23 protein-coding genes are annotated in these 25003 nt (G+C 71.8%); 3 read left to right on the forward strand and 20 right to left on the reverse strand.

Going from position 1 to position 25003, the window contains the following annotated elements; translation table 11 throughout:
* Positions 1 to 144 precede the first annotated feature (144 nt).
* Both ACFWIA_RS05405 and ACFWIA_RS05410 read right to left on the reverse strand, forming a co-directional pair.
* Complete coding sequence (locus ACFWIA_RS05405) at positions 145 to 1953, reverse strand: ABC transporter permease/substrate binding protein (RefSeq protein ID WP_387000630.1); 1809 nt, start codon at positions 1951 to 1953, stop codon at positions 145 to 147.
* A complete protein-coding gene (locus ACFWIA_RS05410; protein WP_387000632.1) occupies positions 1946 to 3070 on the reverse strand; it encodes a glycine betaine/L-proline ABC transporter ATP-binding protein in 1125 nt (374 codons plus the stop codon). The genes ACFWIA_RS05405 and ACFWIA_RS05410 overlap by 8 nt, the downstream gene beginning before the upstream one ends.
* 369 nt (positions 3071 to 3439) lie before the next feature.
* Between ACFWIA_RS05410 and ACFWIA_RS05415 the strand changes: the two genes are divergently transcribed.
* On the forward strand, positions 3440 to 4348 hold the full coding sequence (locus tag ACFWIA_RS05415; protein WP_387000770.1) for a 5'-3' exonuclease H3TH domain-containing protein: 909 nt from the start codon (positions 3440 to 3442) through the stop codon (positions 4346 to 4348).
* Between the two features lie 46 nt (positions 4349 to 4394).
* Positions 4395 to 5231, forward strand: a complete 837-nt coding sequence (locus tag ACFWIA_RS05420; RefSeq protein WP_387000634.1) for a siderophore-interacting protein — start codon at positions 4395 to 4397, stop codon at positions 5229 to 5231.
* Between the two features lie 87 nt (positions 5232 to 5318).
* On the opposite strand, the gene ACFWIA_RS05425 is transcribed toward ACFWIA_RS05420, so the two are convergent.
* Complete coding sequence (locus tag ACFWIA_RS05425; protein WP_387000635.1) at positions 5319 to 5918, reverse strand: GNAT family N-acetyltransferase; 600 nt, start codon at positions 5916 to 5918, stop codon at positions 5319 to 5321.
* A gap of 132 nt (positions 5919 to 6050) precedes the next feature.
* Here ACFWIA_RS05425 and ACFWIA_RS05430 point away from each other — a divergent pair, with 132 nt between their 5' ends.
* Positions 6051 to 7007, forward strand: coding sequence for a pseudouridine synthase (locus tag ACFWIA_RS05430; protein ID WP_387000637.1), 957 nt, complete (start codon positions 6051 to 6053; stop codon positions 7005 to 7007).
* 27 nt (positions 7008 to 7034) lie between these two features.
* On the opposite strand, the gene ACFWIA_RS05435 is transcribed toward ACFWIA_RS05430, so the two are convergent.
* The 17 genes from ACFWIA_RS05435 to ACFWIA_RS05515 all read right to left on the reverse strand — a co-directional run bounded on the left by ACFWIA_RS05435 (position 7035) and on the right by ACFWIA_RS05515 (position 24942).
* Positions 7035 to 8552 carry a cytochrome P450 gene (locus ACFWIA_RS05435; protein WP_387000639.1) on the reverse strand — a complete coding sequence of 506 codons (1518 nt, stop codon included), beginning with the start codon at positions 8550 to 8552 and terminating at the stop codon, positions 7035 to 7037.
* Between the two features lie 141 nt (positions 8553 to 8693).
* A complete protein-coding gene (locus tag ACFWIA_RS05440; protein ID WP_387000641.1) occupies positions 8694 to 9344 on the reverse strand; it encodes an ATP/GTP-binding protein in 651 nt (216 codons plus the stop codon).
* On the reverse strand, positions 9325 to 9699 hold the full coding sequence (locus ACFWIA_RS05445) for a DUF742 domain-containing protein (RefSeq protein WP_385493117.1): 375 nt from the start codon (positions 9697 to 9699) through the stop codon (positions 9325 to 9327). Before ACFWIA_RS05445 ends, ACFWIA_RS05440 begins: the two co-directional genes overlap by 20 nt.
* Positions 9696 to 10103, reverse strand: coding sequence for a roadblock/LC7 domain-containing protein (locus ACFWIA_RS05450; protein WP_385493116.1), 408 nt, complete (start codon positions 10101 to 10103; stop codon positions 9696 to 9698). Before ACFWIA_RS05450 ends, ACFWIA_RS05445 begins: the two co-directional genes overlap by 4 nt.
* Positions 10100 to 11761 carry an ATP-binding protein gene (locus ACFWIA_RS05455; protein WP_387000643.1) on the reverse strand — a complete coding sequence of 554 codons (1662 nt, stop codon included), beginning with the start codon at positions 11759 to 11761 and terminating at the stop codon, positions 10100 to 10102. The genes ACFWIA_RS05450 and ACFWIA_RS05455 overlap by 4 nt, the downstream gene beginning before the upstream one ends.
* Positions 11762 to 12341: 580 nt before the next feature.
* Positions 12342 to 15158: a DEAD/DEAH box helicase gene (locus ACFWIA_RS05460; RefSeq protein ID WP_387000645.1), complete on the reverse strand. Its 2817-nt coding sequence runs from the start codon at positions 15156 to 15158 to the stop codon at positions 12342 to 12344.
* A gap of 90 nt (positions 15159 to 15248) precedes the next feature.
* Positions 15249 to 16169, reverse strand: a complete 921-nt coding sequence (locus ACFWIA_RS05465) for a diacylglycerol kinase (protein WP_387000647.1) — start codon at positions 16167 to 16169, stop codon at positions 15249 to 15251.
* A gap of 77 nt (positions 16170 to 16246) precedes the next feature.
* Entirely contained in the window at positions 16247 to 17203 is a 957-nt protein-coding gene (tatC, locus tag ACFWIA_RS05470) for a twin-arginine translocase subunit TatC (RefSeq protein WP_387000649.1), read from the reverse strand.
* Positions 17204 to 17250: 47 nt separating this feature from the next.
* Entirely contained in the window at positions 17251 to 17535 is a 285-nt protein-coding gene (tatA, locus tag ACFWIA_RS05475; protein WP_385493108.1) for a Sec-independent protein translocase subunit TatA, read from the reverse strand.
* A gap of 282 nt (positions 17536 to 17817) precedes the next feature.
* Positions 17818 to 18018: a hypothetical protein gene (locus ACFWIA_RS05480; protein ID WP_385493107.1), complete on the reverse strand. Its 201-nt coding sequence runs from the start codon at positions 18016 to 18018 to the stop codon at positions 17818 to 17820.
* 9 nt (positions 18019 to 18027) lie between these two features.
* A complete protein-coding gene (locus ACFWIA_RS05485) occupies positions 18028 to 18315 on the reverse strand; it encodes a hypothetical protein (protein WP_387000771.1) in 288 nt (95 codons plus the stop codon).
* 155 nt (positions 18316 to 18470) lie between these two features.
* Entirely contained in the window at positions 18471 to 19472 is a 1002-nt protein-coding gene (locus ACFWIA_RS05490; RefSeq protein WP_387000773.1) for a helix-turn-helix transcriptional regulator, read from the reverse strand.
* 78 nt (positions 19473 to 19550) lie between these two features.
* Positions 19551 to 20528, reverse strand: coding sequence for a helix-turn-helix transcriptional regulator (locus ACFWIA_RS05495; RefSeq protein ID WP_387000652.1), 978 nt, complete (start codon positions 20526 to 20528; stop codon positions 19551 to 19553).
* Between the two features lie 132 nt (positions 20529 to 20660).
* Positions 20661 to 21032, reverse strand: a complete 372-nt coding sequence (locus ACFWIA_RS05500; RefSeq protein ID WP_385493105.1) for an FKBP-type peptidyl-prolyl cis-trans isomerase — start codon at positions 21030 to 21032, stop codon at positions 20661 to 20663.
* A 42-nt stretch (positions 21033 to 21074) separates the two neighbouring features.
* On the reverse strand, positions 21075 to 22073 hold the full coding sequence (locus ACFWIA_RS05505) for an FKBP-type peptidyl-prolyl cis-trans isomerase (RefSeq protein ID WP_387000654.1): 999 nt from the start codon (positions 22071 to 22073) through the stop codon (positions 21075 to 21077).
* A 238-nt stretch (positions 22074 to 22311) separates the two neighbouring features.
* Positions 22312 to 23673, reverse strand: coding sequence for a Pup--protein ligase (gene pafA, locus ACFWIA_RS05510; RefSeq protein ID WP_385493103.1), 1362 nt, complete (start codon positions 23671 to 23673; stop codon positions 22312 to 22314).
* A 9-nt stretch (positions 23674 to 23682) separates the two neighbouring features.
* Positions 23683 to 24942, reverse strand: coding sequence for an MFS transporter (locus ACFWIA_RS05515; protein ID WP_387000656.1), 1260 nt, complete (start codon positions 24940 to 24942; stop codon positions 23683 to 23685).
* Positions 24943 to 25003 lie beyond the last annotated feature (61 nt).

Here is a 25003-nt window from a genome sequence, read left to right on the forward strand (position 1 = left end):
CGCCAGTAGAGCACGCGGACGGGGCGGACCCCGCCGGAACGGCGAAGCCCGCCCCGTCCACGACGCACGCTGACAGCTCGGGTCCGCGTCCGTGCGCCGTTCCCCCGGGGAGGCGGGGCGTCGTGTTGACGCCCCGGGTGGCGATCAGCTGTCGGCGGGCAGCGGTGCCCACTCGTCGAGCAGGTCCGGACGCTCGTCCAGCCAACCGCGGACGGCCGCCTGCTCCTTGCCCTTGCCGGCCTTCTGGATGTCGGCCTCCAGGCTGGTCAGCTGCTCCTCGGTCATCCGGAAGTCCTTCAGCCAGCGTCCGGCCTCCGGGTGGTCCTCGGTGAAGCCGTCCCGGCTGAGGGTGTGCACGCCGTCGCCCTCGCCCCAGGAGTCCTCGGGGTCGGCGAGCTTCTTGAGGTCGTAGTCGCTGTACGCCCAGTGGGGGGACCAGAGGGTGACCGCGATGGGTTCCTTCTTGGCGTACGCCCGCTTCAGTTCGGCGAGCATCGCGGGGGTGGAACCGTCCACGACCTCGTACTCCCCGTCGAGGCCGTAGGCCCCGAGGACGTCCTTCTTGAGCAGACCCATCATGCCGGCGCTGGGCTCGATCCCGACGATCCGCCCGTCGAACAGGTCGGACTTGCCCTTGAGGTCGGCGAGCGAGTCCACGCCCTTCACGTACGAGGGGACGGTGATCTCCAGCGAGGTCGGGCTGTACCAGGACCCGAGGTCGTCGAGCCGGTCGCCGTACTTCTTCCAGTACTCGGCGTGGGTGACCGGCAGCCAGCTGTCGGTCTGGAAGTCGATCTGCCCCTGGGCCAGGCCCGTGTACAGGGGGCCGGCGGCGTACTGCGTGGCCTCCACCTCGAAGCCGCGACGCTCCAGCAGTTCCTTCCACAGGAAGGTCGAGGCGATGGCCTCGTCCCAGGGGATGTAGCCGATCTCGATCTTCTCGCCCCGACCCACGTCGGAGCCGGCGGCCACCTCGCCCTTCGACTCGCCGCGGCCGAAGACGCCCATGCCGCCCGCGACGAGGGCGAGGACCACGACGCCGACCACGGCGACGACCGGCCGGGGACGGTGCTGCCAGATCTTCAGGTTCCCGCCGGCCCGGGCCTTGGCGGCGGCCCGCCGGCCGAGCGGTGACACGCGTTCGCCCAGCGCGCCGGTCATCCGGTCGAGGTAGATCGCGAGGACGACGATGCCCAGGCCCGCCTCGAAGCCGAGGCCGATGTTGAGCTGGCCGATGGCCTCGTTGACGGCCCCGCCGAGGCCACCGGTGCCGACCATGCCGGCGATGACGACCATCGACAGGCCCAGCATGATGACCTGGTTGACGCCCGCCATGATCGTGGGCAGCGCGAGCGGCAGCTGCACCCGCAGCAGGGTGTCGCGGGGCGTGGTGCCGAACGCCTCGGCCGCCTCCACGAGCTCGGCGTCCACCTGTCGGATGCCGAGTTCGGTCATCCGGACGCCGGGGGCGAGGGCGAAGATCAGCGTGGCGACGACACCGGCCGGCACGCCCATCCCGAAGAAGAGGATCGCCGGGATCAGCAACACCATCGACGGCATCGTCTGGAGCAGGTCCAGGACCGGTCTGACGACGGCGCTCACGGTCTGCGAACGGGCCGCCCAGATGCCGAGCGGCACCCCGATGACCAGGGCGATCAGCGTGGCGACGAGCACCAGGGACAGCGTCGACATCGACTTGTCCCACAGCTCCATCGCATCGATCAGCGCGAAGCCGCCGAAGGCGAGCACACCGGCCAGCAGACCGCGCAGCCACCAGGCGAACAGGGCGAACAGGCCCGCGAGGATCAGGGGTTCGGGGGCGCCGAGCACGGCGTTGACCCCGTCGTACAGGCCCTCGACCACGCTCTTGAGCGAGTCGAAGAGCCAGGCCATGTGGGTGACCAACCAGTCGACACCGCTGTCGACCCAGTCCCCGAGGTGCAGCCTAGGCATCGGTGCTCACCGCCCCGGTGCGGGTGGCGGTCGCGGCGCCGTGGGAAGCGGCCGGGTTCCGGGGTGCGTTGCAGGGCGCGGCGGGCGGCGGGGGCCCGTCGGCGTCACCGAACGCGCCGAGCAGCCGGCGGCGCGGCACCACGCCGACCAGCCGTCGCTGGGCGTCGAGCACCGCGACGGGGTGCGGAACGCGGGCGCTCAGCGCGCACAGCTCGGCGAACGGGGTGTCCACGTCGGCCGTGACGCAGGAGCAGTCGGCCTCGTCGCCGACCGGGTCGCCGTCCATGACGGACGCCGCGGTCAGCACCCGGGAGCGGTCGACGTCCTGGGTGAAGGCGGCCACGTAGTCGTTCGCCGGGGTCAGCAGGATGTCCTCGGCGGTTCCGGTCTGCACGATGCGGCCGTCCCGCATCACCGCGACCCGGTCGCCGAGCCGCATGGCCTCGTTGAGGTCGTGGGTGATGAACACGATCGTCTTCTTCAGCCGGGTCTGGAGTTCGAGGAGCTGGTCCTGCATGTCGCGGCGGATCAGCGGGTCCAGCGCGCTGAACGACTCGTCCATGAGGAGCAGGTCGGCGTCCGTGGCCAGGGCCCGGGCCAGGCCGACGCGCTGCTGCATGCCGCCGGACAGCTCGTCGGGCCAGCTCTTCTCCCAGCCGGCGAGGCCGGTGAGCGTCAGCGCCTCGGCGGCGCGTTCCTCGCGCGCGGCCCGCGGCACGCCCTGGACCTCCAGGCCGTAGGCGGCGTTCTCCAGGACGCTGCGGTGCGGGAACAGCGCGAAGTGCTGGAACACCATGCTGATCTTGCGGGCCCGGACCTCGCGCAGCTCACGGGGGCTGAGTGCGGTGAGGTCCTGGCCGTCGAACAGCACCTGTCCGGCGGTGGGCTCCAGGAGCCCGTTGAGCATCCGCAGGAGGGTCGACTTGCCCGAGCCGGAGAGACCCATCACCACGAAGATCTGGCCGGGGTCGACCGTGAAGGAGGCGTCGATGACGGCGGCGGTGACCCCGTCGGCGCGCAGCTCCTCGCGGTCGGCGCCCCCACGGAGCCTCTCGACGGCGGATTCGGGTCGTCTTCCGAACACCTTGTACAGGTGCGCGGCCTCTAGCTTGGACACATAAACCTCTCGGGTAGGGCCAACGACGGCCCGCCTTCCCCCGGGCGGGCCGCGGAGCGTGGCGGGGTCGGCCCGCGGGCCGGTCCGGACGTCGGCGAGGACGTGCGGAGCCGGGTTCACTCCGGCCGCGCGCCTGCCCGGGTCCCCCGCATGGAAACGTGTAAGTGACACGGGTCACTGTTCGTCCCCATCCGCCCCTCTCGTCCAGCGGGACACGGACCACCGTCCCGGGGCACGCACGGACCGCCCTCCGAGAGCGGGCACGGACCACCGGAACGCAGGAACCCGGGCCCGCACCGGACCGCGGAACGGCCCCCTGTCAGCGGTGTGGGGCATGATGCGGACGTGACGCAGCGAACCCGACGACTCATGCTCCTCGACACCGCTTCCCTGTACTTCCGGGCCTACTTCGGCGTCCCGGAGTCGGTGCGGGCCCCGGACGGCACCCCGGTCAACGCGGTGCGCGGCCTGCTGGAGTTCATCGACCGACTGGTCCGGGACCACCACCCCGACGACCTGGTCGCCTGCATGGACGCGGACTGGCGTCCGCAGTGGCGGGTCGACCTCATCCCCTCCTACAAGGCGCACCGGGTCGCGGTGGAGACGGGCCCCGAACAGCCCGACGAGGAGGAGGTGCCGGACACGCTGTCCCCGCAGGTGCCCGTGATCGAAGAGGTCCTGGACGCGCTCGGCATCGCCCGGGTGGGCGTCGCCGGTTACGAGGCCGACGACGTGATCGGCACCTTCACCGCCCGTGCGACCGGCCCCGTCGACATCGTCACCGGGGACCGCGACCTCTACCAGCTGGTGGACGACGCCCGGGGCGTACGGGTGCTGTACCCGATCAAGGGCGTCGGCACCCTCCAGCTCACCGACGAGGCGGTACTGCGCGAGAAGTACGGGGTCGGGGGCTCCGGGTACGCCGATCTGGCCCTGCTGCGCGGCGACCCGTCCGACGGGCTGCCCGGGGTGCCCGGCATCGGCGAGAAGACGGCGGCCAAGCTGCTCGCGGAGTTCGGCGACCTCGCCGGGATCATGGCCGCGGTCGACCGGCCGGCCGCGAAGCTGACCCCGACGCAGCGCAAGCGCCTGCACGAGTCGCGCCCGTACCTCGCCGTCGCGCCACGGGTGGTCCGGGTCGCCGAGGACGTCCCGCTGCCGGAGGTGGAACCGGCCCTGCCGCACGCCCCGCGCGACCCGGCGGCGCTCGACCGGCTCGCCGAGCGCTGGGGCCTCGGCGGCTCCCTGCACCGCCTGCTTGCCACGCTCACCGCATGAGATGTTAACTTAGGTAAGCCTAAGTTAACGCGATCAGGGAGTCCGCATGGCCGAGCGACCGGCACGCAAAGCACCGATGACACATGTGGGGCGCGTGGTGCGCACGGAGCGGCTCACCCCCCACATGCACCGGGTGGTGCTCGGCGGTGACGGTCTCTCCGCGTTCTCCGCGGACGAGTGGACCGACCACTACGTGAAGATCCTCTTCACCCCGCCCGGCGTCAGCTACCCGGAGCCCTTCGACGTCCAGCAGGTGCGCGCGGACTTCCCGCGGGACCAGTGGCCGGTCCCGCGCACCTACTCCGTGCGGGCCTGGGACCCGAAGGCCAGGGAACTGTCCCTCGACTTCGTCCTCCACGGCGACGCCGGCATCGCGGGCCCCTGGGCCGCGCGCGTCCAGCCCGGCGAGGAGGTCCGCATCCTCGGCCCGGGCGGCGCGTACGCGCCCTCCCCGGATGCCGACTGGCACCTGCTGGCCGGTGACGAGAGCGCGCTGCCCGCCATCGCCGCCTCGCTGGAGGCCCTGCCCCCGGGTGCCACGGTCCATGCGTTCATCGAGGTCACCGGCCCCGAGGAGGAGCAGCAGATCGCGACGGACGCCGAGGTGGTCTGGCTGCACCGGGGCGAGCGCCCGGTCGGCGAGGCCCTGCTCGACGCCGTGCGCGCCCTGGAGTTCCCCGCGGGTCGCTGCCAGGCGTTCGTGCACGGCGAGGCCGGGTTCGTGAAGGAACTCCGGCGCATCCTGCGGTTGGAGCACCAGATGCCCCGTGAGGACCTGTCGATCTCCGGGTACTGGCGCCTCGGTCACAACGAGGACGGCTGGCAGGCGTCCAAGCCGGAGTGGAACGCCCAGGTGGAGGCCGAGCAGGAGACGGCGGCCTGACCTTCCGGGCACCCCGCCCCCGAACGGAACCCCCAGGGACCGGAGCCCCCTGGGGGTTCTTCGCGTTCACGCGCACGCACCCAATGCTCAGTCGGTGCCCGGATCGGGGTCGTCCGCCACCCGGGCGTGCAGGTGCATGTCGTGCCAGCCGTCGCCGTGCAGCAGCGCCGACCGCTTGGTGCCCTCCAGGGCGAACCCGGCCTTGGCCGCGACCCGGCAGGAGGCGTCGTTGCCGAGCGCGTGCAGGAGTTCCAGTCGGTGCAGGCCGACCTCGTCGAAGGCCCAGCGGGTCAGTGCGGTGACGGAGCGCGGGGCTATCCCGCGCCCCCGCGTGTCGGGCAGCATCCAGTACCCGAGTTCCGCGCTGCCGTCCGCCAGGACGATCTCCCGCAGCGCCACCCGGCCCAGTACCTCGCCGGTGTCCGTGCCGATCACCGCCCAGGAGGCCATCCGCTCTCCCCGCCAGGCGTCCCGCCACTCGCCGATCCAGCCGAGCGCCTCCTCCCACGAATCGGCGGAGCGGCAGTGCCACCGTTGCACGGCCGGGTCCTGGAAGGCGCGCAGCACCACGGGCGCGTCGTCGTCCTGCCAGGGGCGCAGGGCCAGGCCCCCGGCCGCCGGGATCGTCGGCTGGGGTGACCCGGCCAAGGTGCCGGCCGCCACCACGTCATCGATGAACCAAGGCATGGCCGCATCCTCGCAGCGACCCGGCGCGCGGGACACCGGTTTTCCGTCCGGTCGCCGACGCCCCACGACGGGCGACGGGCGGCAGGTCACCCGTCGGACCAGGACTGCGCACGGACTACGCTCGGCACCACCATGCCCCGCAGATCACCGCCCGCTCCCCTCCCCCAGCGCCAGGGGGTGGACCCGTCCCGTCTCCGGCTGCCCGCCACGGGCGGCCCCTGGACCACGATCCGGGACCATCTGGTCGACCGGCTGGCCCCGCCCGCCGAGGTCATCGACGCGATGCTGCGCTCGGGAGCCTTCGTCACGGCCGACGGCCACCCGGTCGCGCCGGACGCGCCCTACGCCCCCGGCGCCTCCCTCTGGTTCCACCGGGAGCTGCGGCCGGAGCCGCCCGTTCCGTTCCCGCTGCCGGTCGTCCACCGCGACGAGCACATCGTGGTGGTGGACAAACCGCACTTCCTCGCCACGACGCCGCGTGGCAGTCACGTCACCGAGACCGCCCTGGCCCGGCTGCGGCGGGAACTCGGTCTCCCCGGGCTCGGCGCCGCGCACCGGCTGGACCGGTTGACGGCGGGCCTCGTGCTGTTCATCGTCCGGCCCGAGGAGCGCGGCGCCTACCAGAACCTGTTCCGGGACCGGCGCGTCCACAAGGAGTACGAGGCGCTGGCGCCCTTCGACGAGGGGCTGGAGCTGCCGCGCACGGTCCGCAGCCGGATCGAGAAGGAGCGCGGGGTGTTGACCGCGCGGGAGGTGCCCGGCGAGCCGAACGCGATCAGCCGCGTCGAACTCCTCGACCTGCTCCCCCCGGCCCGGACCCCCGTCGCCCGGTACCGGTTGGTCCCGCTGACCGGCCGCACCCATCAGCTGCGGGTGCACATGAACGCGCTCGGCGTACCGATCGTCGGCGATCCGCTGTACCCGGTGGTCCGCGACGCCACCGCGCCCGGGGACTTCCGCGAGCCGCTGAAGCTGCTGGCCCGGGTACTGGAGTTCAGGGACCCGGTCACCGGCTTGGAGCACCGTTTCACCAGCGCCCGCGACCTCACCGGGGAGCCGCCCGAGGCACCGGACGGCTCCCCGACCTGATCGGGCCGCCCGTGGGGCGGTCCCCGGTCAGGCGCCGCGCCACCACCGGACGAGGCGCCCCCACAGCCCCGGCCGTGCGGGCCGGGGCTCGGGGGAGGCCGGTTCGGTGGTCGGCGGCAGCGGCACCGAACCGACGCCGGCCAACTCGCTCACCGCGGTGGAACTCGGTGCGGACAGCGGAGCGGGCGACGAGACCTGCCAGTCACCGGCGCCGCCCACGGGCTTGCCGATGCTCGGGCGGGCACGCACGTCCTGCGGCGGCCTGGGGACGAAGGTGACGGGAAGTTCGACCAGGTGCCGGGAGAGGATGGTCGAACGCCAGCGCAGGTCCGCCTCGTCGAGGGCGAGCCGGATGTCGGGCAACCGCATCAACAGGGCGTCGACCCCGGTGTCCGCGATGGCCCGGCCGATGTCCTGGCCGGGGCATTCGTGCGGTCCGCTGCCGAAGGCGAGGTGCGAGCGGTTGCCCTGCATGCTCGCGGTCAGGTCGGGGCGGACGGCCGGGTCGAGGTTGCCCGGGGCGATCCCGAAGATGAGGCCGTCGCCCGCGCGGATGCGCTGCCCGCCCAACTCGGTGTCGTGCTTGGCGAAGTAGGCGACCATCGCGGAGAACGGCGGCTCGTCCCACAGCGTCTGTTCCACCGCCTCCGGCACCGTCATCTGTCCGCCGTTGAGTTGGGCGCGGAACCGCGGGTCGGTGAGCACCATCCGCAGCACGTTGGCGATGAGGTTGGCGGTCGCTTCGTAGGCGGCGATGAGCACCAACCGCAGGTGCTGGGCCACCTCGTCGTCGGTGAGCCGCGACTCGTGGCCGATGAGCGCACTGGTGAAGTCCTCCGCCGGTTTCGCCCGCCGGCGCGCGACCAGCAGCATCAGCGCGCTCATCACGTACTCGTTGCTGGCGATGGCGGTCTCGGTGCCCTTGATCATGTCGCGGGCCGACTGCACCATGCGTTCGTTGTACTCCTCGGGCATGCCGAGGATCTCGCACATCACCGCCATGGGCAGTTGCTCGGCGAACTGGCTGACGAGGTCGGCGCGGCCCTGTTCGCAGATGTCGTTGACGAGGCGTTGGCTGTAGCGGTTGATGTAACGCCGGGCGCCGCGGTGGTCGATGGCGGAGATGGCCCCGGTCACGGCCCCGCGCAGCCGCTGGTGCTCGGCTCCCTCGGCGAAGCTGCAGATGGGTTGCCAGGAGTAGACGGGCGCCAGGGGGTGGGTCGGCCCGGCGGTGCCGTCCTTGACCGCGTTCCAGCCACGGGCGTCCCGGTTGTACTGCGAGGGCGTACGCACCATGTGCAGGTTCTCGCTGTGGCCGAGCACCGCCCACATGGGAACGTCGTTGTGGATCAACACGGGTGCTACCGGACCGTGTTCGGCGCGCAGCTTGCCGTAGAGGCTGGTCAGGTCCGCGTCGGCGTCGGGACCGTACAGACGCCGCCGGGCGGCCGGGACGTGCGCGGGGCAGCCCGGCGGCGGGGACGCGGACGGGACGGGATCGTCGGTGCCGGGCGGGCTGTCGGGGAGACGGGGTGGCGTGGTCACGGTGATCGCTCCGAGGAGTCCGGGCCGGTGGCCCGTGAGGTCGGCGGCCTCGACGGGTGCCGGGGTCCGGGATGGGAAGGACGGTCGGGGGCGCCGGGGGCGCGGTCGACGGTGCGGGGCACGGGCCCGGTCGCGGGTCGCTCAGGCGGGTGCGCCGGAGAGCGAGTGCAGGAAGTGCAGCAGGGTCATCAGGGCGTCACGGCTGGAGGCGCGCCGACGGGCGTCGCACTTCACGATGGGGACGTACTCCGGCAGGTCGAGCGCGGTCCGCAGCTCCACCGTCGGGTAGCGGGGCGCGTCCGGGAAGTCGTTGACCGCGATGACGAACGGCACCCCGCGCTCCTCCAGCCGGCCGATGACGTCGAAGCTGACCTCCAGGCGCCGGGTGTCGACGAGGACGACGGCACCGAGGGCCCCTTCGAACAGGCCGTTCCAGAGGAACCAGAACCGCTCCTGTCCCGGGGTGCCGAACAGGTACAGCACCAGTTGTTCGGTGATGCTGATCCGGCCGAAGTCCATGGCCACGGTGGTGGCGGTCTTGGAGTCGGAGCCGTAGTCGTCGTCGACCCCGATCCCGGCCTGGGTCATGGTCTCCTCGGTGGTGAGCGGACGGATCTCGCTCACCGCGCGGACCATGGTGGTCTTGCCGACCCCGAACCCGCCCACGATCACGATCTTGACGGCCGCGTTGGCGGTGTCCGGGAGGTGGTCCTCGGCGCGCGGGCCGTGTCGGACGACCGGGCCCTCGTCGGACGGGTCGTCCACCGCGTTCTCACAGTTTTTGAAGTCCATGCATCACCGCTTCGAGGAGGGAACGGTCGGGCAGTGCGGACCGCACGATCGGCGAGCGCGCCTGCACCAGTTCGGCCGTCAGCAGTTCCGACAGCAGCACGGTCACGACGCTGAACGGCAGATTGAGGTACGCCGAGATCTCGGCCACGGACAGGGGGGACTGGCACAGGCGGAGCACCGCCGCCTGTTCGGGTTGGGCGGTGGGCGAGGGGTCGGCGCGGGTGACGATGAGGGTGACCAGGTCGACTTCGGCCCGATCGCCCTCCTGGGAGGCTCCGGTGATGACGTAGAGGCGCTCCGGATCCTTCTCCTGGCCCGGTTGGGGGGTGTGGCGTTGGCGTTGCGGAGGAGTCATACGGTCTGCCCGTCACGCCTGGGCGGGCTGGTGAGGTGGGCCCCGATCCGTACCACGAGGTCGCGCATGCGGTTGCTCATGAGGCCCGCGTCGACGGTTTCGTCGGCGAGGACGGCGAGGAAGGCGCCCGCGCCGGCGGCCATCAGGTAGAAGTAGCCGCCGCTGACCTCGATGATGACCATGCGCATCCGGCCGTCGCTGTCGGGGATCTCCGCGGCGACCGCGCTGGCGAGGCTCTGGAGTCCGGCGCAGGCCGCGGCGAGGCGGTCGGCCGCGTCGGGCTCTCCGCCGTACCGGGCGATGCGCAGTCCGTCGGCGGACAGCACGACCACTTGACGGGTCTGCGGCACTCCGTCCGCGAGGTCCTTGAGCATCCAGTCGAAGTTGGCTCGCTGCTGGATCACGTGCGGTCTCCCTCGTCCATGAGGTCGTCGTTCTGCGGGTGTGCCTGCGGGTACGAGCCGATGTGCCCCACGCCGGAGCCGTTCACGACGCCGGCGGCGCCCTCCGGGTCGCCCCCGGTGGTGGGGTCCGGGTCGGGCTGCCCCTTGATGCCGTTCATGAACGCCTCGACCCACAGGCCCGGTTCGGGCTCGTCGGGCTGCGCCGGGGCGGGGACGGACGTGCGCCAGAGGTCCGGTTCCCCGGCGGCCTCCGCGGCGGCGGCCTCGGCGTAGCGCTGGGTGAGCGGGGTCTTCACCCTGCTGCGGCGCTGCGGCAGACCGCCCGCGGTCCATTCGGTGACGACGGGCAGGTCCTCGCCGCCGCGCCCCGCGGGCACCAGGTCGTCGTCGGGGCGGCGCGGACCGGTGGTGGGGCGGCGCTTCTTGGCCTTGCGCTGCGGCTCCTGGACCGGGGTGCCGTCGTCGTTGACCCGGGGGACGGCAGTGGCGCCGATGCCGTGGGCGACGCCGGGCGCGGGGCCGGAGGTGAGCATGTCGCGGGGCACGATGAGCACCGCGCGGACGCCACCGTAGGCGGACTGCCGCAGCGAGACCTGCATGTCGTACATCTGCGAGAGGCGACCGACGACGGCCATGCCGAGCCGGGGGGTCTCGCCGAGGTCCTTGAGGTCGATGCCGGCCTGGGCCTGGGCGAGCATCCGTTCGGCGCGCAGCCGGGCCTCCTCGCTGAGGCTCACCCCGCCGTCCTCGATCTCGATGGCGATGCCCGTCTGCACCTCGACCGCGGTGACGTGGACGCGGGTCTGGGGCGGCGAGTAGCGGGTGGCGTTGTCGAGGAGTTCGGCGGCGGCGTGGATCAGCGGCTCCACGTGGGTGCCCCGGACGGCGACCTTGGCGATGGAGTGCAGGTCCACCCGGCGGTACTCCAGGATGCGGGACATCGCGCCGCGCAACACGCTGAACAGGGGTACGGGTTTGGGCCACTGGCGACCGGGCCGGGCGCCGCCGAGCACCGCGATGGAGTCGGCGAGGCGACCGATCAGCGCGGTGCCGTGGTCGATGCGCAGCAGGTCGTCGAAAACCTCCGGGTTGCGTCCGTGGTCCTCCTCCATCTCGCGCAGTTCCGCGGCCTGCTGATGGACGATCGCCTGGACCCGGCGGGCGATGTTGACGAAGGCGCGCTGGGTCGATTCGCGGACCGCCTCCTCGTTGTCCACGATGTCGAGGACGTCCTTCAGCAGGGCGCGCTGGGTGTCGGGCAGGTCGCGGTAGGCGGGGTCGGAGTCGACGACGGCCCGGACCACGTCGGCGGGCGACTCCCCTTGGCGGAGCCGGAACAGGGCGTCGGGCAGGAGCTGCTGGCCCAGGTGGATCAGTTCGGCGTCCTGGGTGGCGAGGCGCTTCTCCAGGTACGCGGCCCGGCGGGCGAAGTCGGCGCGCAGGGCCGTCAGCAGCCGCCCCCGGCGAGCGGCCTCACCTGCCGAGGCGAGGACCAGTACGGTGCCGATCGCTCCGCACAGGCCCACCGCGAGCCGGGCCGGTTCCGCGACGGCGGCGACGGACCCTCCGGTCACGGCGGCCATCAGGAAGGTCGGCAGCAGGAGTACGCGTAGCTGGGGGATCTTTCGGCCACCGGGAGGCGCTTGAACACTCACCATGTATGCCCTCTGAGGGAGTCGGCTCGGGGATGGTCGGTACGTCCGGAGGAACTCGGGGTTTCGCGTGGATCGGTGCGGGTTTCCAGTGTGAGTTCCGGGTGCCGGGCGTGCGGGAGCGTCCGGAACGATTCCCACCAACGGGAATCCCGGAGAACAAACGCACGATTCAGCCTTATTACGCCTCAACTCAGGGCGCTGCGGGCGAGCTTAGTGCGGCTGGTTCATCGCCGTGTCATATTCGGCAAGCGCCTGAAATCCGGGCGCGCGGGCCACTACACTCGGGCGATTTACACGCAGGGGAATCCCACCGACACATGGAGTGACGGAATTCGGGGATGCGGAGGGGCCGTTCCGGGCCGATCGCACAGGTCGGACGGGGGTCCGGCCGGGAGCGGAACGTCCCGCCGGACCGCGGCGCCCGCCCGGGGCGGACGGACGCGGACGCGTCCACGCCCCTTCGCCCGGTCACTCGGACGGGACCTTTCTCCACGGCGCTCCGTCCCGCCCGGCAACGGCGGACGGCCCGCCCCCTGAGGGACGGGCCGTCTCGTGCGGACCGGGAACTCCACCCGCGGGGCGGTCACCCCACCGAGGAGTACGCGACCACGCCCCGCAGCAGACCGTCCACGGCCCGCCGGGCGTTCTTGGCGACCGTCGACGGCGCCTCACCGCCCGCGGGAGCCGCCGCGATCTGCCCCAGGACGTCGATGAGCTGCTTGCACCAGCGGACGAAGTCGCCGGCCGGCATCTCCGCCTCGCGCAGCACCTCGTCGAGGCCCGCGCCGGAGGCCCACATGTACGCGGCCCAGGCGAAGCCGAGGTCGGGTTCGCGCTGGCCGACGCCCTCCGTCTGGTTGATCTTGAAGTCCTCTTCCAGGGCGTCGAGCCGGCCCCAGATCCGCACCATCTCCCCGAGGGCCGCCTTGGCCTGGCCGGAGGGCAGTTTGGGCGCCGTCGCGTCATCGGCCGCCCTGGCCTCGTAGACCAGGGCGGAGGCGCAGGCGGCGAGTTCCGCCGGGTTGAGGCCCTCCCAGATGCCGGCCCGCAGGCACTCGCTGGCGAGCAGGTCGAGTTCGCCGTAGAGCCGCGCCAACCGCTTGCCGTTCCCGGTGACCTCGTCGCCCCGTAGGTAGTCGAGTTCGGTGAGGAGGGCGACGATCCGGTCGAAGGTGCGGGCGATGGTGTTGGTGCGCCCCTCGATCCGGCGCTCCAACTGCGTGGTGTCCCGCACCAGACGGTGGTACCGCTCGGCCCACCGGGCGTGGTCCTCACGGTCGGCGCAGCCGTGGCAGGGGTGCGCGCGGATCTCCGTGCGCAGCCGGGCGAGTTCGCGGTCGTCGGCGGCGGCGGCGCGCTGCTTGCGGTGGCGCTCCGGCACGAGGTGCCCGGCCTTGGTGCGCAGCGCCGAGGCGAGGTCGCGACGGGACTGGGGGGAGCGCGCGTTGAAGGACTTGGGGATGCGCATCCGCTCCAGTGCCTCCACCGGGACCGGGAAGTCCATCGCGGCCAGCCGCTTGACCTGGCGTTCGGCGGTGAGGACCACGGGGCGCGGGCCGTCGTGGTGGTCGAAGCCGCGGTGTCCGTTCGAACGTCCGGCGGGCAGTCCCGGGTCGAGGACCAGGGCGAGACCGGCGTACTTGCCCGTCGGGACGTGGATCACGTCGCCGGGCTTGAGCTTCTCCAGGGCGGTCGACGCGGCGGCCCGGCGCTGGGACACGCCCTGTCGGGCCAGGTCCGTCTCGCGGTCCTTGAGTTGCCGGCGCAGTCGGGCGTACTCCTCGAAGTCGCCCAGGTGGCAGGTCATGGACTCCTTGTAGCCTTCGAGTCCCTCCTCGTTGCGCTGCACCTGCCGGGAGATCCCGACGACCGAGCGGTCCGCCTGGAACTGCGCGAAGGACGTCTCCAGCAGTTCCCGGGAGCGGTGGCGCCCGAACTGCTCCACGAGGTTGACGGCCATGTTGTACGAGGGCCGGAAGCTGGAGCGCAGCGGGTAGGTGCGCGTCCCGGCGAGGCCCGCGAGGTGGTCGGGGTTCATTCCGCGCTGCCACAGCACCACGGCGTGGCCCTCGACGTCGATGCCGCGGCGGCCGGCCCGTCCGGTGAGCTGGGTGTACTCGCCGGGGGTGATGTCGGCGTGCTGCTCGCCGTTCCACTTGACGAGCTTCTCCAGGACGACGGACCGGGCGGGCATGTTGATGCCCAGGGCGAGGGTCTCCGTCGCGAAGACCGCCTTCACCAGGCCGCGCACGAAGAGGTCCTCGACGACCTCCTTGAAGGTCGGCAGCATGCCCGCGTGATGGGCCGCGATGCCGCGCTCCAGCCCCTCCAACCACTCGTAGTAGCCGAGGACGTGCAGGTCCTCGGTGGGGATCGACGAGGTGCGCTCCTCGACGATCGCCCGGACCCTGGCCCTGCCTTCGTCGTCGTTGAGCCGCAGTCCCGCGTAGAGGCACTGCTGGACGGCCGCCTCACAGCCGGCGCGGCTGAAGATGAAGGTGATCGCGGGCAGCAGGCCGTCGGCGTCGAGGCGTTCGATGACCTCGGGGCGGCCCGGGGTCCAGACCCGGGTGCGCTGCCGGCGCTCCCGCTCGCGGTCGGCCTCCCGGACGCCGCGGCCCCGGCGTTTGTCCCGTCCCCAGGTGGGGCGGGAGGACTCCATCCGCGCCATCCGGGTCAGATCCGGGTTGACGGCCTTCTTCTGGCCCTCGCCCTCCTCGAAGAGGTCGTAGACCCGACGCCCGGCCAGTACGTGCTGGAACAGCGGGACCGGACGGTGTTCGGAGACGATGACGGCGGTGTCGCCGCGGACCGTGTCGAGCCAGTCGCCGAACTCCTCCGCGTTGGAGACCGTCGCGGAGAGCGACACCAGGGTCACCGACTCGGGGAGGTGGATGATCACTTCCTCCCAGACCGCGCCGCGGAACCGGTCGGAGAGGTAGTGCACCTCGTCCATGACCACGTGGCCGAGGCCCAGGAGGGCCTGCGAGCCGGCGTACAGCATGTTGCGCAGCACCTCCGTGGTCATCACGACCACGGGGGCGTCGGAGTTGATGCTGTTGTCACCCGTGAGCAGGCCGACCTTGTCCGCTCCGTAGCGTTTGGCCAGGTCGGCGTACTTCTGGTTGGAGAGGGCCTTGATCGGCGTGGTGTAGAAGCACTTCTTGCCGTGGCGGAGTGCGAGGTGGACGGCGAACTCGCCGACGATCGTCTTGCCGGAGCCGGTGGGGGCCGCGACCAGCACGCCCTTGCCCGCTTCGAGGGCCTGGCATGCCTCGATCTGGAAGGGGTCCAGACCGAAGTCGTACATCTCGCGGAAGGAGGCGAGTGCGGTGGCCTGCTCGGCGGCACGTTGCCGTGACGCCGCGTACCGCTCGGCCGGGGAGAGGTCCTCAGTCATCGTGCTTTCGAGGTTACCCGCCACCCCTGACAGAGGGCGATCATTATCCGGATCGTCATATCCGGGCTGGTCAGCCGGGCACCCGAGCGGTCAGCCGGCTGCGGACGTGGATACGGACGGTCGGGCGCCGGCCACCCGCACGGCTCCCGGCACGCAGGTGACGGCCAGCGGCAGGGGGCCCAGCGGTTCCCCGTCCGCGTACCCGGTGACCCCGGGGGCCGCCAGCTCGACCCGTGCGGCGCGGTGGACGGTGACCTTGGGGTGGTCGAGGTGGGTGCCGCGGTAGACCCGGGGGAACACCCTCAGCAGGGTGGTGCGGCTACAGTCGCCGACCACCGTGACGTCGAGGAGGCCGTCCGTCGGGTCGGCCCCCGCGCAGATCCGCATGCCGCCCCCGTAGGAGGTGCCGTTGCCGACCGCCACCAAGGTCGCCTCCAGTTCCAGGGCGGGGCCCCGGTCCAGGGTGAGGCGGTAGGGCAGTGGCTGGAAGGCGGCCAGTTCCGCGAGGAGCGCCAGGTCGTAGGTGAAGCGGCCGAGCGGCAGCCGCATCCGGTTGCCGCGGTCGTTGACGCGCGAGTCGAAGCCGGAGGCGAGGACGGTGCCGAACCAGCGGTCCCCGGCCAGGCCCAGGTCGACGGCGGGGGTGTCGCCCTGCTTCAGCGCTTCGGCGACGAGCCGCGCGGCGGCGGTCGGGTCGCGCAGCGGCAGGCCCAGGGTGCGGGCGAAGTCGTTCCCGGTGCCGACCGCGACGACCCCCAGCGGGGTGTCCGTCCCGGCGACGGCCTGGAGGGCGAGCCCCGTCATGCCGTCACCGCCGACCACCACCAGCGCCCCGGTGCCGGCGCGCACGGTTTCCCGGGCGCGGCGCAGCGCGTCGGCCGGCGTCTCACCGACGAGGGTGCGCACGCGGAATCCGGCGGCGCGGAGTGCGGTGGCGGCCGGGCGGGCCGCCCGGGCGCCCCGGCCGCGGCCCGCGGTGGGGTTGACGAAAAGGGTGATCTCGCTGGTCACGGGCGGACTTTACAAGGGTCCGACGCCTTCTGTAACCCGAGCGGGCCCCGCCGCGGAGGCGGGGCCCGGGGGCGGGCTCAGGTGACGTCGTCGTAGCCGTTCACCCGGTGGGTGCGGCGCCCGGCGTCCGACTGTTCGGGCACGGACGTCCGCGCGCCGACCGACTCGATCTCGCCGATGTCCTGCGGGGTCAGATCCAGTTCGGACGCCTCGTCGTCCGCCGGTCCGGACGCCGCGATCATCGCCCGGCGACGATCGTTGAGGAGCGAGATCACCGAAGCGGCGAAGTAGAGCACCCAGATCGGCACCGCGAGTGCCAGCATCGTCAACGGTTCGGTGCTGGGCGTGACGAACGCCGAGAAGATGCTGACCCCCAGCACCATCCCCCGCCACCAGCCGAGCATCCGCTTGCCGGTCACCATGCCCGTGAAGTTGAGCATCACCAGGAGCAGCGGCATGGTGAAGGAGAGCCCGAAGACCAGCACCATGCGCGTGATGAGGTCCAGGAGGTCGTCGAGGGGCAGCTGGTTGTCCAGGTTCGCTGGGGAGAACTCCAGGAGCACGGTCGCCATCGTCGGCATCGTGAGGTACGCGAAGAAGGCGCCGCCCATGAACAGGGGCACTCCGGCGGCGACGAAGCCGAGGGTGTACTTCTTCTCGTTCCGGTGCAGGCCGGGAGCGACGAACGCCCAGAGCTGGTACAGCCAGATCGGCGACGCGAACACCACACCGGCCGTCAGGGACACCTTGAGGGCCAGGGTGAACGGCGTCAGCAGACCGTTCAGCACGATCCGGGCGCAGGTGCCGTCCCCGTCCTCGGCCAGCTCCGTGAAGCTCTTCTCGCACCCGACGGCCGTCAGGATGGGGTTGGTGACGAACTCGACGATGTCCTTGTAGAAGAACGCGGCGACGATCGTGACCACCACGATGGCCAGCACTGCCTTCGCCAGGCGGTTGCGCAGCTCGCGCAGGTGCTCCACGAGGGGCATCCGCCCCTCGGGGTCCTTCTCCTTCTTGCGGGCAGACTTGAGCAACCCACGTCCTCATCTCGTGCGGCAGACCGGGGCGACCCGGCCCTGCGTCAGCGCTGCTGGGCGTCCGTGGGCTCGTTCACCGGGCGTGAGCTGGTCACGTCGCCGGGGGCGGCCTGGATGGTGCGCTGGGCCTGCGGCTGCTCCTTGTTCAGGGGCTCGGTGGGCGCGGGCTGCTCGCCCTCCGACTTCATGGCCTTGGCCTCGCTCTTGAGGATGCGGGCCGACTTGCCGAGGGAGCGCGCCATGTCGGGGAGCTTCTTCGCACCGAACAGGAGCAAGATGATGACGAGGATCAGAGTGATCTCAAGCGGGCCGATCCGTCCACCGAACATCTACGTCTACCTTCTCACCGAGGCGGCTTGGGGCGGGTTGCTGACCGATCGGCCGGACCGATGTCCGACCGCCGTGCTGGCAGCGATCGTAACGCTCAGGGGTGAACCAGAGGCAATCCCCGTACGTACTCCCGTTCTGGCCCGTGCCTCAATCTCCGGACCGTGTGGGCAGCCTACCTGCCCGCCCTCGGCGCCGGACAGATCGGAGCCGGGGGTTACTGACGCGGACCGGGGGCGCCCCGGTGGTCCGGCCGGTACGCACGGTCACCGGTCCGGGTGGCGTCAGAGTCCCGCGTCGTGTCCCGCGCGGGCGGCGCCCACCGAGGCGCGCTCCAGGTCTTCGGCGGCGCCGCCGATCCGGCGGGCGGCCTCGGACACCTCACGCCCCAGGCGCTCCGCCGCCACGAAGACCCGGACGGCGAGGATCCCGAGGACCAGCAGACCGAGGAAGCCGACGGCGATCGCGAACATGGCCCAGAACATGGGTCGAGCCTAGACGGTGGAGTGCAGGCGCAGGGTCCGCACCCCGCCCTCGGTGAGCAGTTCGACGATGCGCTCACCTGCGGGCTTGCGGACCGGGGAGTCGCACTCGGGGCAGGTGAACGAGTAGAAGGTGGTGTGCGGCGAGCCGCCGATCGCGAGGCGCAGTGCGGCGGCGGGGAGTTCGAACCGGGCGCGGCAGTCGGGGCAGCCCGCGCGGAAGACCACGGGGGTGACCATCGCCAACTCCGGGAACTCCCGGTCGCCCGATATCCCGGATGCATCCACGGAATCCGATATGCCGGAAATTTCCTGGTCGGTGGGGGTCGTGGGCGCGCCGGGAGCCTCGGCCGCTCCACGGTGGGCCGGGACGCCGTGGGCCGGGACGCCGTGGGCCGGGACGACGAAGGGGCCGGCGACCGGTACGGAGCCGGGGCCGGATTCCGGAGGGGTGGTCACAGTCCTCGCTCCTGCCGGTCGGCGGGCCGGTCGGGGCCGGGACGCGCGGCCGGACCGTCCGCGCCGTCGAGCCCGTCGTAGGCCGCGAGCGCCTCCCGGGCCGCACGCCGGGCACTCTCGGCCAGGTCCTCGGGCGCGACGATCCGCCCGTCCCGCCCGAGGCGCAGCGCCAGACGCCGCAGCGAAGCCGGGTCGGGGGCGCGCAAGGAGATCCGCAGCCCGCCGTCGGCCAGTTCCTCGGCGCTGTCGTGCGGGTAGTACTCGGCGACCCAGCGACCGCCGGGTCCCACCTCGACGACGACCTCGGGGTCCTCGGCGGCGGGCTGCACCAGCGCTTCGGACAGGTCCCGCAGCTCTATCTCGGGCGGCGCCGAGGGCTCGTCCAGGACCTTGATCTCGGCGACCCGGTCCAGCCGGAACGTCCGTCGGGCCTCGGAGCGGCGACACCACGCCTCGACGTAGGTGTGACCGACGCTGACCAGTCGGATGGGGTCGATCTCCCGCTCGGTGACCTCGTCCCGCGCGGGAGAGTAGTACCTGATCCAGAGCCGGCGGCGTTCGGAGATCGCCCGGTCCACGTCGGCGAAGACCCCGCCCTCGGACTCGAAGGTGACCGAGAGCCGGGCGCTGGGGGCCGCGGCCTCGCCCGCCGCGGTCTCGACCTTCGCGGTGGCCCGCAGCAACGCCTGCCGATCGCCCTCGCGCAGACCCGGCAGCGTGGCCACGGCCCGGGCCGCGACGAGCAGGGCGGTGGCCTCGTCGGCGGAGATCCGCAGCGGGGCCGCCGCCTCGGCGCTGAGCGCCTGGGGGTTGCGCCACCAGATGCGGTCGCCGTCCGTGTCGATGTCGAGGAGGTCGCCGCCGCGGAAGCTCGTCCCGCACAGCGGCAGCACGTCGAGGTCCGAGATCAGCTCGTCCTCACTGATCCCGAAGGCGCGGGCCACGTCCTCCACCCGGGCACCGGGACGCTCCCTCAGATACGTGACCAGGGACAGCATCCGGCGGGTCTGGTCGATGGCGTTCGCCGGGCGCGCCGGCCTGGCGGGCTTTCCTGCCACGGTGCTACGTCTCCCCCTCTAGCCCTTGGCCACGGCACGGAGCCGATCGACCACGTCGGCCCGCAGTTCCGCGGGCTCCAGCACCACGACGTCGGGACCGAACTCGACGAGCCAGGCATCGAGCCCGTGCCCGTACGGAACCTCCAGTTCGTCCCATCCGTCACCGAGTTCCCGCACGGTCTCCGCCTTCGCCCGCAAGGGGTAGCCGGCGCCGGTGCGCAGTCGGATGCGGGCGCTGCGCTCCGCGCCCTCGCCCGCCCAGCGGGCGACGGTCTCCCGGACGGTGACGACATCGGGGACGGGCGCGCGGTAGGCGCCGACGCGGCTGCGGACCCGGCCGGTGATCCGGGACAGCCGGAACACCCGCTCCGCCTCCCGGTCCCGGTCCCAGCCGGCGAGGTACCAGTGGCCGCGCCAGCACTCCAGGGCCCAGGGCTCGACCTGCCGGGGCTCCGGGCGGGCGGCGTTCGCCTTGCGGTAGTCGAACTGCACGGGCCGCCGGTCGCGGCAGGCCAACATCATCGGCTCGAAGGCCGCCTCGTGCACGGGGATGCGGGGCTCCAGGGCGCCGTGGCCCTCCTGCGGGTCGACGGTCTCGGGCACGCCGGCCGCCCGGAGTTTCTGGAGGGCTCCGCTGGCCGCTCCGGCGAGCCGGGCCTGCTGCCACACCCGGGCGGCGAGTCCCAGGGCCGCCGCTTCCTCCGCGTCGAGGGAGATGGGCGGCAGCCGGTTGCTGTCGCGGCGCGCGAGGTAGCCGACGTCACCGTCGAGGCTTTCGACGGTCTCGATGACGAGTCCGAGTTCGCGCAGGTCGTCCTTGTCGCGTTCGAACATCCGGTTGAACGAGTCGTCGGTCCCCTGGGCGCCCTCACCGGGGCCGAACGCCTCGATGTACGCCTCGATGGAGCCCCGTAGTTCCCGCTTGCTGAGAGGTCGCCGCGTCCCGAGCAGACACAGCGCCAGATTCATCAGCCGCTCGGCCTTGGAGATGGCCATCGACGCCTTACGTCCTCTCGTTCGCCCACCCGCCCGACGACCGTACCGTCCCGGGGCACCACGGGAAAAGCCACGGGCCCACGCCGGGGGCGCGGGCCCGTGGCTGATCAGAAATGATCAGATTCGACCGTGTCAGATCGACACGAGGTCGCACACGAAGATCAGCGTCTCGCCCGGGGCGATGCGGCCGCCCGCGCCACGGTCACCGTACGCGAGGTGCGCCGGGATCGTGAGCTTGCGACGGCCGCCGACCTTCATGCCCTCGACGCCCTGGTCCCATCCCTTGATGACCTGGCCGGCGCCCAACTGGAACTGGAGCGGCTTGCCGCGGTTCCAGCTCGCGTCGAACTCCTCGCCGGTGGAGAAGGCCACGCCCACGTAGTGCACGGAGACCAGGTCGCCCGCCTTGGCCTCCCTGCCGTCGCCCTCCCAGATGTCCACGATCTCAAGGTCCTTGGGGGCCTCGCCCTCGGGGAAGTCGATCTCGGGCTTTTCGATGCTCACGTCAATTGCTCCTGCTCAGGTGGATGGGCAACCGTCCCAGTGTTACATCTTCGCGAGGATGTCCACCGAGAAGACCAGCGTGGAGTCCTTCTTGATCGGCCCGTCCTGCGGGGGCTTGTCGCCGTAGCCGAGGGCGGGCGGGACCACGATGAGCACCCGGCTGCCGACCTTCTTGCCGGTGAGTCCCTGCGCCCAGCCCTTGACGACCTGGCTCAGACCGAACTGGGCCAGCTGCTCGCGCTGGTAGGAGGAGTCGAACTCCTTGCCGTCGGCCCAGAGCACGCCCTTGTACTGGACGAGGAGCGAGTCGGTCTCCTTGACCACCGCGCCGTCCCCCTCCAGGACGTACTCCGACACGAGCTTCGTCGGCGCGGCCGTCTTCGGCACGTCGATGGAGGGGGCCTTGCCGTCGGTGTTGGTCCCCACCTTCGGCAGGGCCTTGTCCTCCTGGGCGACCTTCTTGCCCCGGGCGGAGCTCTTCGCGTTGAAGGAGTCGACGATGTCGACGACGAACACCAGCGTGTCCGTCCCCTTGATGCCGGCCTGTTCGTTGCCCTGTTCGCCGTACCCGAGGGCCGGCGGGATTGCCAGCTCCACCCGGGAACCGGCCTTCTTCCCCACCAGGGCCTGGTCCCAGCCCGGGATGACCTGTCCCATGCCGATCTGGAAGATCGCCGGGGCGCCACGGTCGTAGGAGTTGTCGAAGACCTTCGCGGACGACCAGATCTGGCCGAGGTAGTTCGCCTGGAGGTGGTCCCCCTTGGCGACGGTGACACCGCTGCCCGGCAGGACGTTCTTCACCGCGAGGTCCGACGACGGCGTGCCGCTGCCCTTCGCCACGGTCGGCTTCTCACCCCACTTCTTCCCCGCGGTGATGTCCGGCACGGGTCCGGACACGATCTTCCCGGACTGCTGGGGCGAATCGGTCGGCACGGGGGAGGAACTCTTGCTGGCGCTGCCCTTGTCGGTCTTGTCGTCACCGCACGCGGCGAGCGTCAACAGTCCGGCGGGTACGGCGAAGAGGAGTGAGCGTCGGCGCACGGTGGGGGCCTCGTATCGGTCGTTCTGGCGGTTGGCGTGCGCGCCACCTTACTGAGGTTTCCCCGCGCCCCGGCGCTCCGGCCCTCGGCCGGCACCGCCGGACCCCCAACGGACGCGTGGCCCCTGAGAAGCACGGGCCCACGAGGAGGGGGCGCCGTACGGTGAACGTACGACACCCCCGGGGCGGTTCCGACTCACCGAGATCGGTGCGACCGCCGTGGTCATCCCCACGGACCGGTCACATGCCGGCGATGAGCTTCTCCACCCGGTCGTCGACGGAGCGGAACGGGTCCTTGCACAGCACGGTGCGCTGCGCCTGGTCGTTGAGCTTGAGGTGCACCCAGTCGACGGTGAAGTCCCGCCGCTGTTCCTGCGCACGGCGGATGAAGTCGCCGCGCAGTCGGGCCCGGGTGGTCTGCGGGGGCACCGACTTGCCCTCGAAGATCTTGAGGTCGTCGCAGATCCGGGCGACCTGCCCGCGGCGCTCCAAGAGGTAGTAGAGGCCCCGGCGACGGTGGATGTCGTGGTAGGCGAGGTCTATCTGGGCGACCCGCGGGTTCGACATGGTCATGTTGTGCTTCGCCCGGTACCGCTCGATCAGCTGGTACTTCATGACCCAGTCGATCTCCGTGGAGATGCGGTCGAGGTCCTCGGCCTCGATCGCGTCCAGGGTGCGGCCCCAGAGTTCCAGTACCTGCTCGACCGTGCCGGTGCGGATGCCCCGGCGCTCGCAGAAGTCCACGGCCTTCTCGTAGTACTCGCGCTGCACCTCCAGGGCGGACGCCTCGCGCCCGCTCGCGAGGCGCACCTTGCGCTGCCCGGTGATGTCGTGGCTGACCTCGCGGATCGCCCGGATGGGGTTCTCCAGGGTCAGGTCACGCATCACCGTGCCCGCCTCGATCATGCGCAGCACCAGGTCCGTGGCCCCGACCTTGAGGAGCATCGTCGTCTCGGACATGTTCGAGTCGCCGACGATGACGTGGAGGCGGCGGTACCGCTCCGCGTCGGCGTGCGGCTCGTCACGGGTGTTGATGATGGGTCGGGAACGCGTCGTGGCGGAGCTGACGCCCTCCCAGATGTGTTCCGCCCGCTGACTGACGCAGTACACCGCGCCACGCGGGGTCTGGAGGACCTTGCCCGCGCCGCAGAGCAGCTGCCGGGTGACGAGGAAGGGGATGAGGATGTCCGCGAGTCGGGAGAACTCGCCGTGCCGGGCCACCAGGTAGTTCTCATGGCAGCCGTACGAGTTCCCCGCCGAATCCGTGTTGTTCTTGAAGAGGTAGACGTCGCCCGCGATTCCCTCCTCGTGCAGGCGGCGTTCGGCGTCGACGAGCAGCCCTTCGAGAATCCGCTCACCGGCCTTGTCGTGCGTGACCAGCTCGGTCACGTTGTCACATTCGGGGGTCGCGTATTCAGGATGCGATCCGACATCGAGGTACAAGCGGGCGCCGTTGCGCAGAAAGACGTTGCTGCTCCGGCCCCATGACACGACACGGCGGAAGAGGTACCGCGCCACCTCGTCGGGAGACAGGCGGCGCTGTCCCCTGAACGTACATGTGACGCCGTACTCGTTCTCCAGCCCGAAAATGCGGCGGTCCATGACTGAACATTACGCCTGATGCCCTGTACTGAAACCGGGTTCGACCGTACCGTTCCGATCATTTTCCGATGACCCGGCCACCACGCCGGTGCGCAACGGAACCACCAGCGCCGCCCTCGCGACGACCAGCACGGTCAGTGCGGCGAGCCCCGCCACGGCCGGAACCGTGAAGGCGGAACGGGTGCCGCCCCACTCCACCACCGGCCCGGCCAGGGCGGTCCCGCCCGCCGCGCCGACGCTGAACGTGGTGACCAACCAGGAGAACGCCTCGGTGACCGTCCCGCGCGGGGCGTGCCGGTCCACCACCACGAAGGCGCAGGCCAGCGCGGGCGCCAGGAACACCCCGGCGAGCGCGCTGAGCAGCGTCATGCCGACGACCCCGGGCACCAGGGCCAGCGGCACGTAACACAGCGCCAGCAGGGCCACCAGGGCCCTCAGCCGAGGTTCGGGGGCACCGGCCCACTCCCGTGCGCCGTAGCCCAGTCCTCCGATCAGCGCCCCCAGGCCCAGGGCCGCCATCAGCCCGCCGTACACCACGTCCCCGCCACGGCCCTCGGCGTAGGACGCCCCGGCCACGGCGATGGAGCCGAGGGCCGCGCCGATGAACAGGAAGGCGCCCAGCAGGGTCAGCAGGCCGCCCGAACGCAGGGCACCCAGCCAGTGGGCCTCGCGCGGGGCGGAGCGCCAGGCCCGGGAGGGCTTCGTGGTCACCACGGACAGCGCGCCGAGCACGCCGAGGCCGTTGATGACGAGCAGCGCCACCGCCGGCGACCACACCGACACGCACAGGGTCACCAGCAGCGGCCCCACCGTGAACATGACCTCCTGGGCCACCGCGTCCATGGCGTACGCCCGGTGCACCTGGCCGTCGTGGGGCAGCACGTCCGGCCACAGCGCCCGCAGACCGCCCTCCAGGGGCGGGGTGAACAGGCCGGCGACCGCCACCGCCGCGTAGGCCACCGCGAGGGAGTCGGTCCCGGCGAACGCGAGGACGCTCGCGCCGAGCGCCGACAGCAGGGCGGCGGGGACCTGGACGCCCGGTTGGCCGCGCAGGTCCACCAGACGGCCCAGGAGGGGCTGTCCGACGGCGTGGGTCAGGCCGTACACGGCCGCGAGGCCGCCCGCGAGGCTGTAGCTGCCGCCCTCGGCGCGCACCAGCAGCACGATCGCGATGGGGGCGGTGGCGCTGGGGAGTCTCCCCACGAGGGTGCCGATCAGCAGCCGCGCCGCGTAGCGCGCCCGGAAGATGTCCCCGTACCCCGAGGCCATGCGCGGCCCTCCCGCTCCCTGAAGTGTTACGTATAACGTCGCCGTCATACGTACCATGTGG

This window comes from Streptomyces sp. NPDC127068, from assembly GCF_042724695.1.
In the GTDB taxonomy this organism is placed as follows: Bacteria; Actinomycetota; Actinomycetes; order Streptomycetales; family Streptomycetaceae; genus Streptomyces.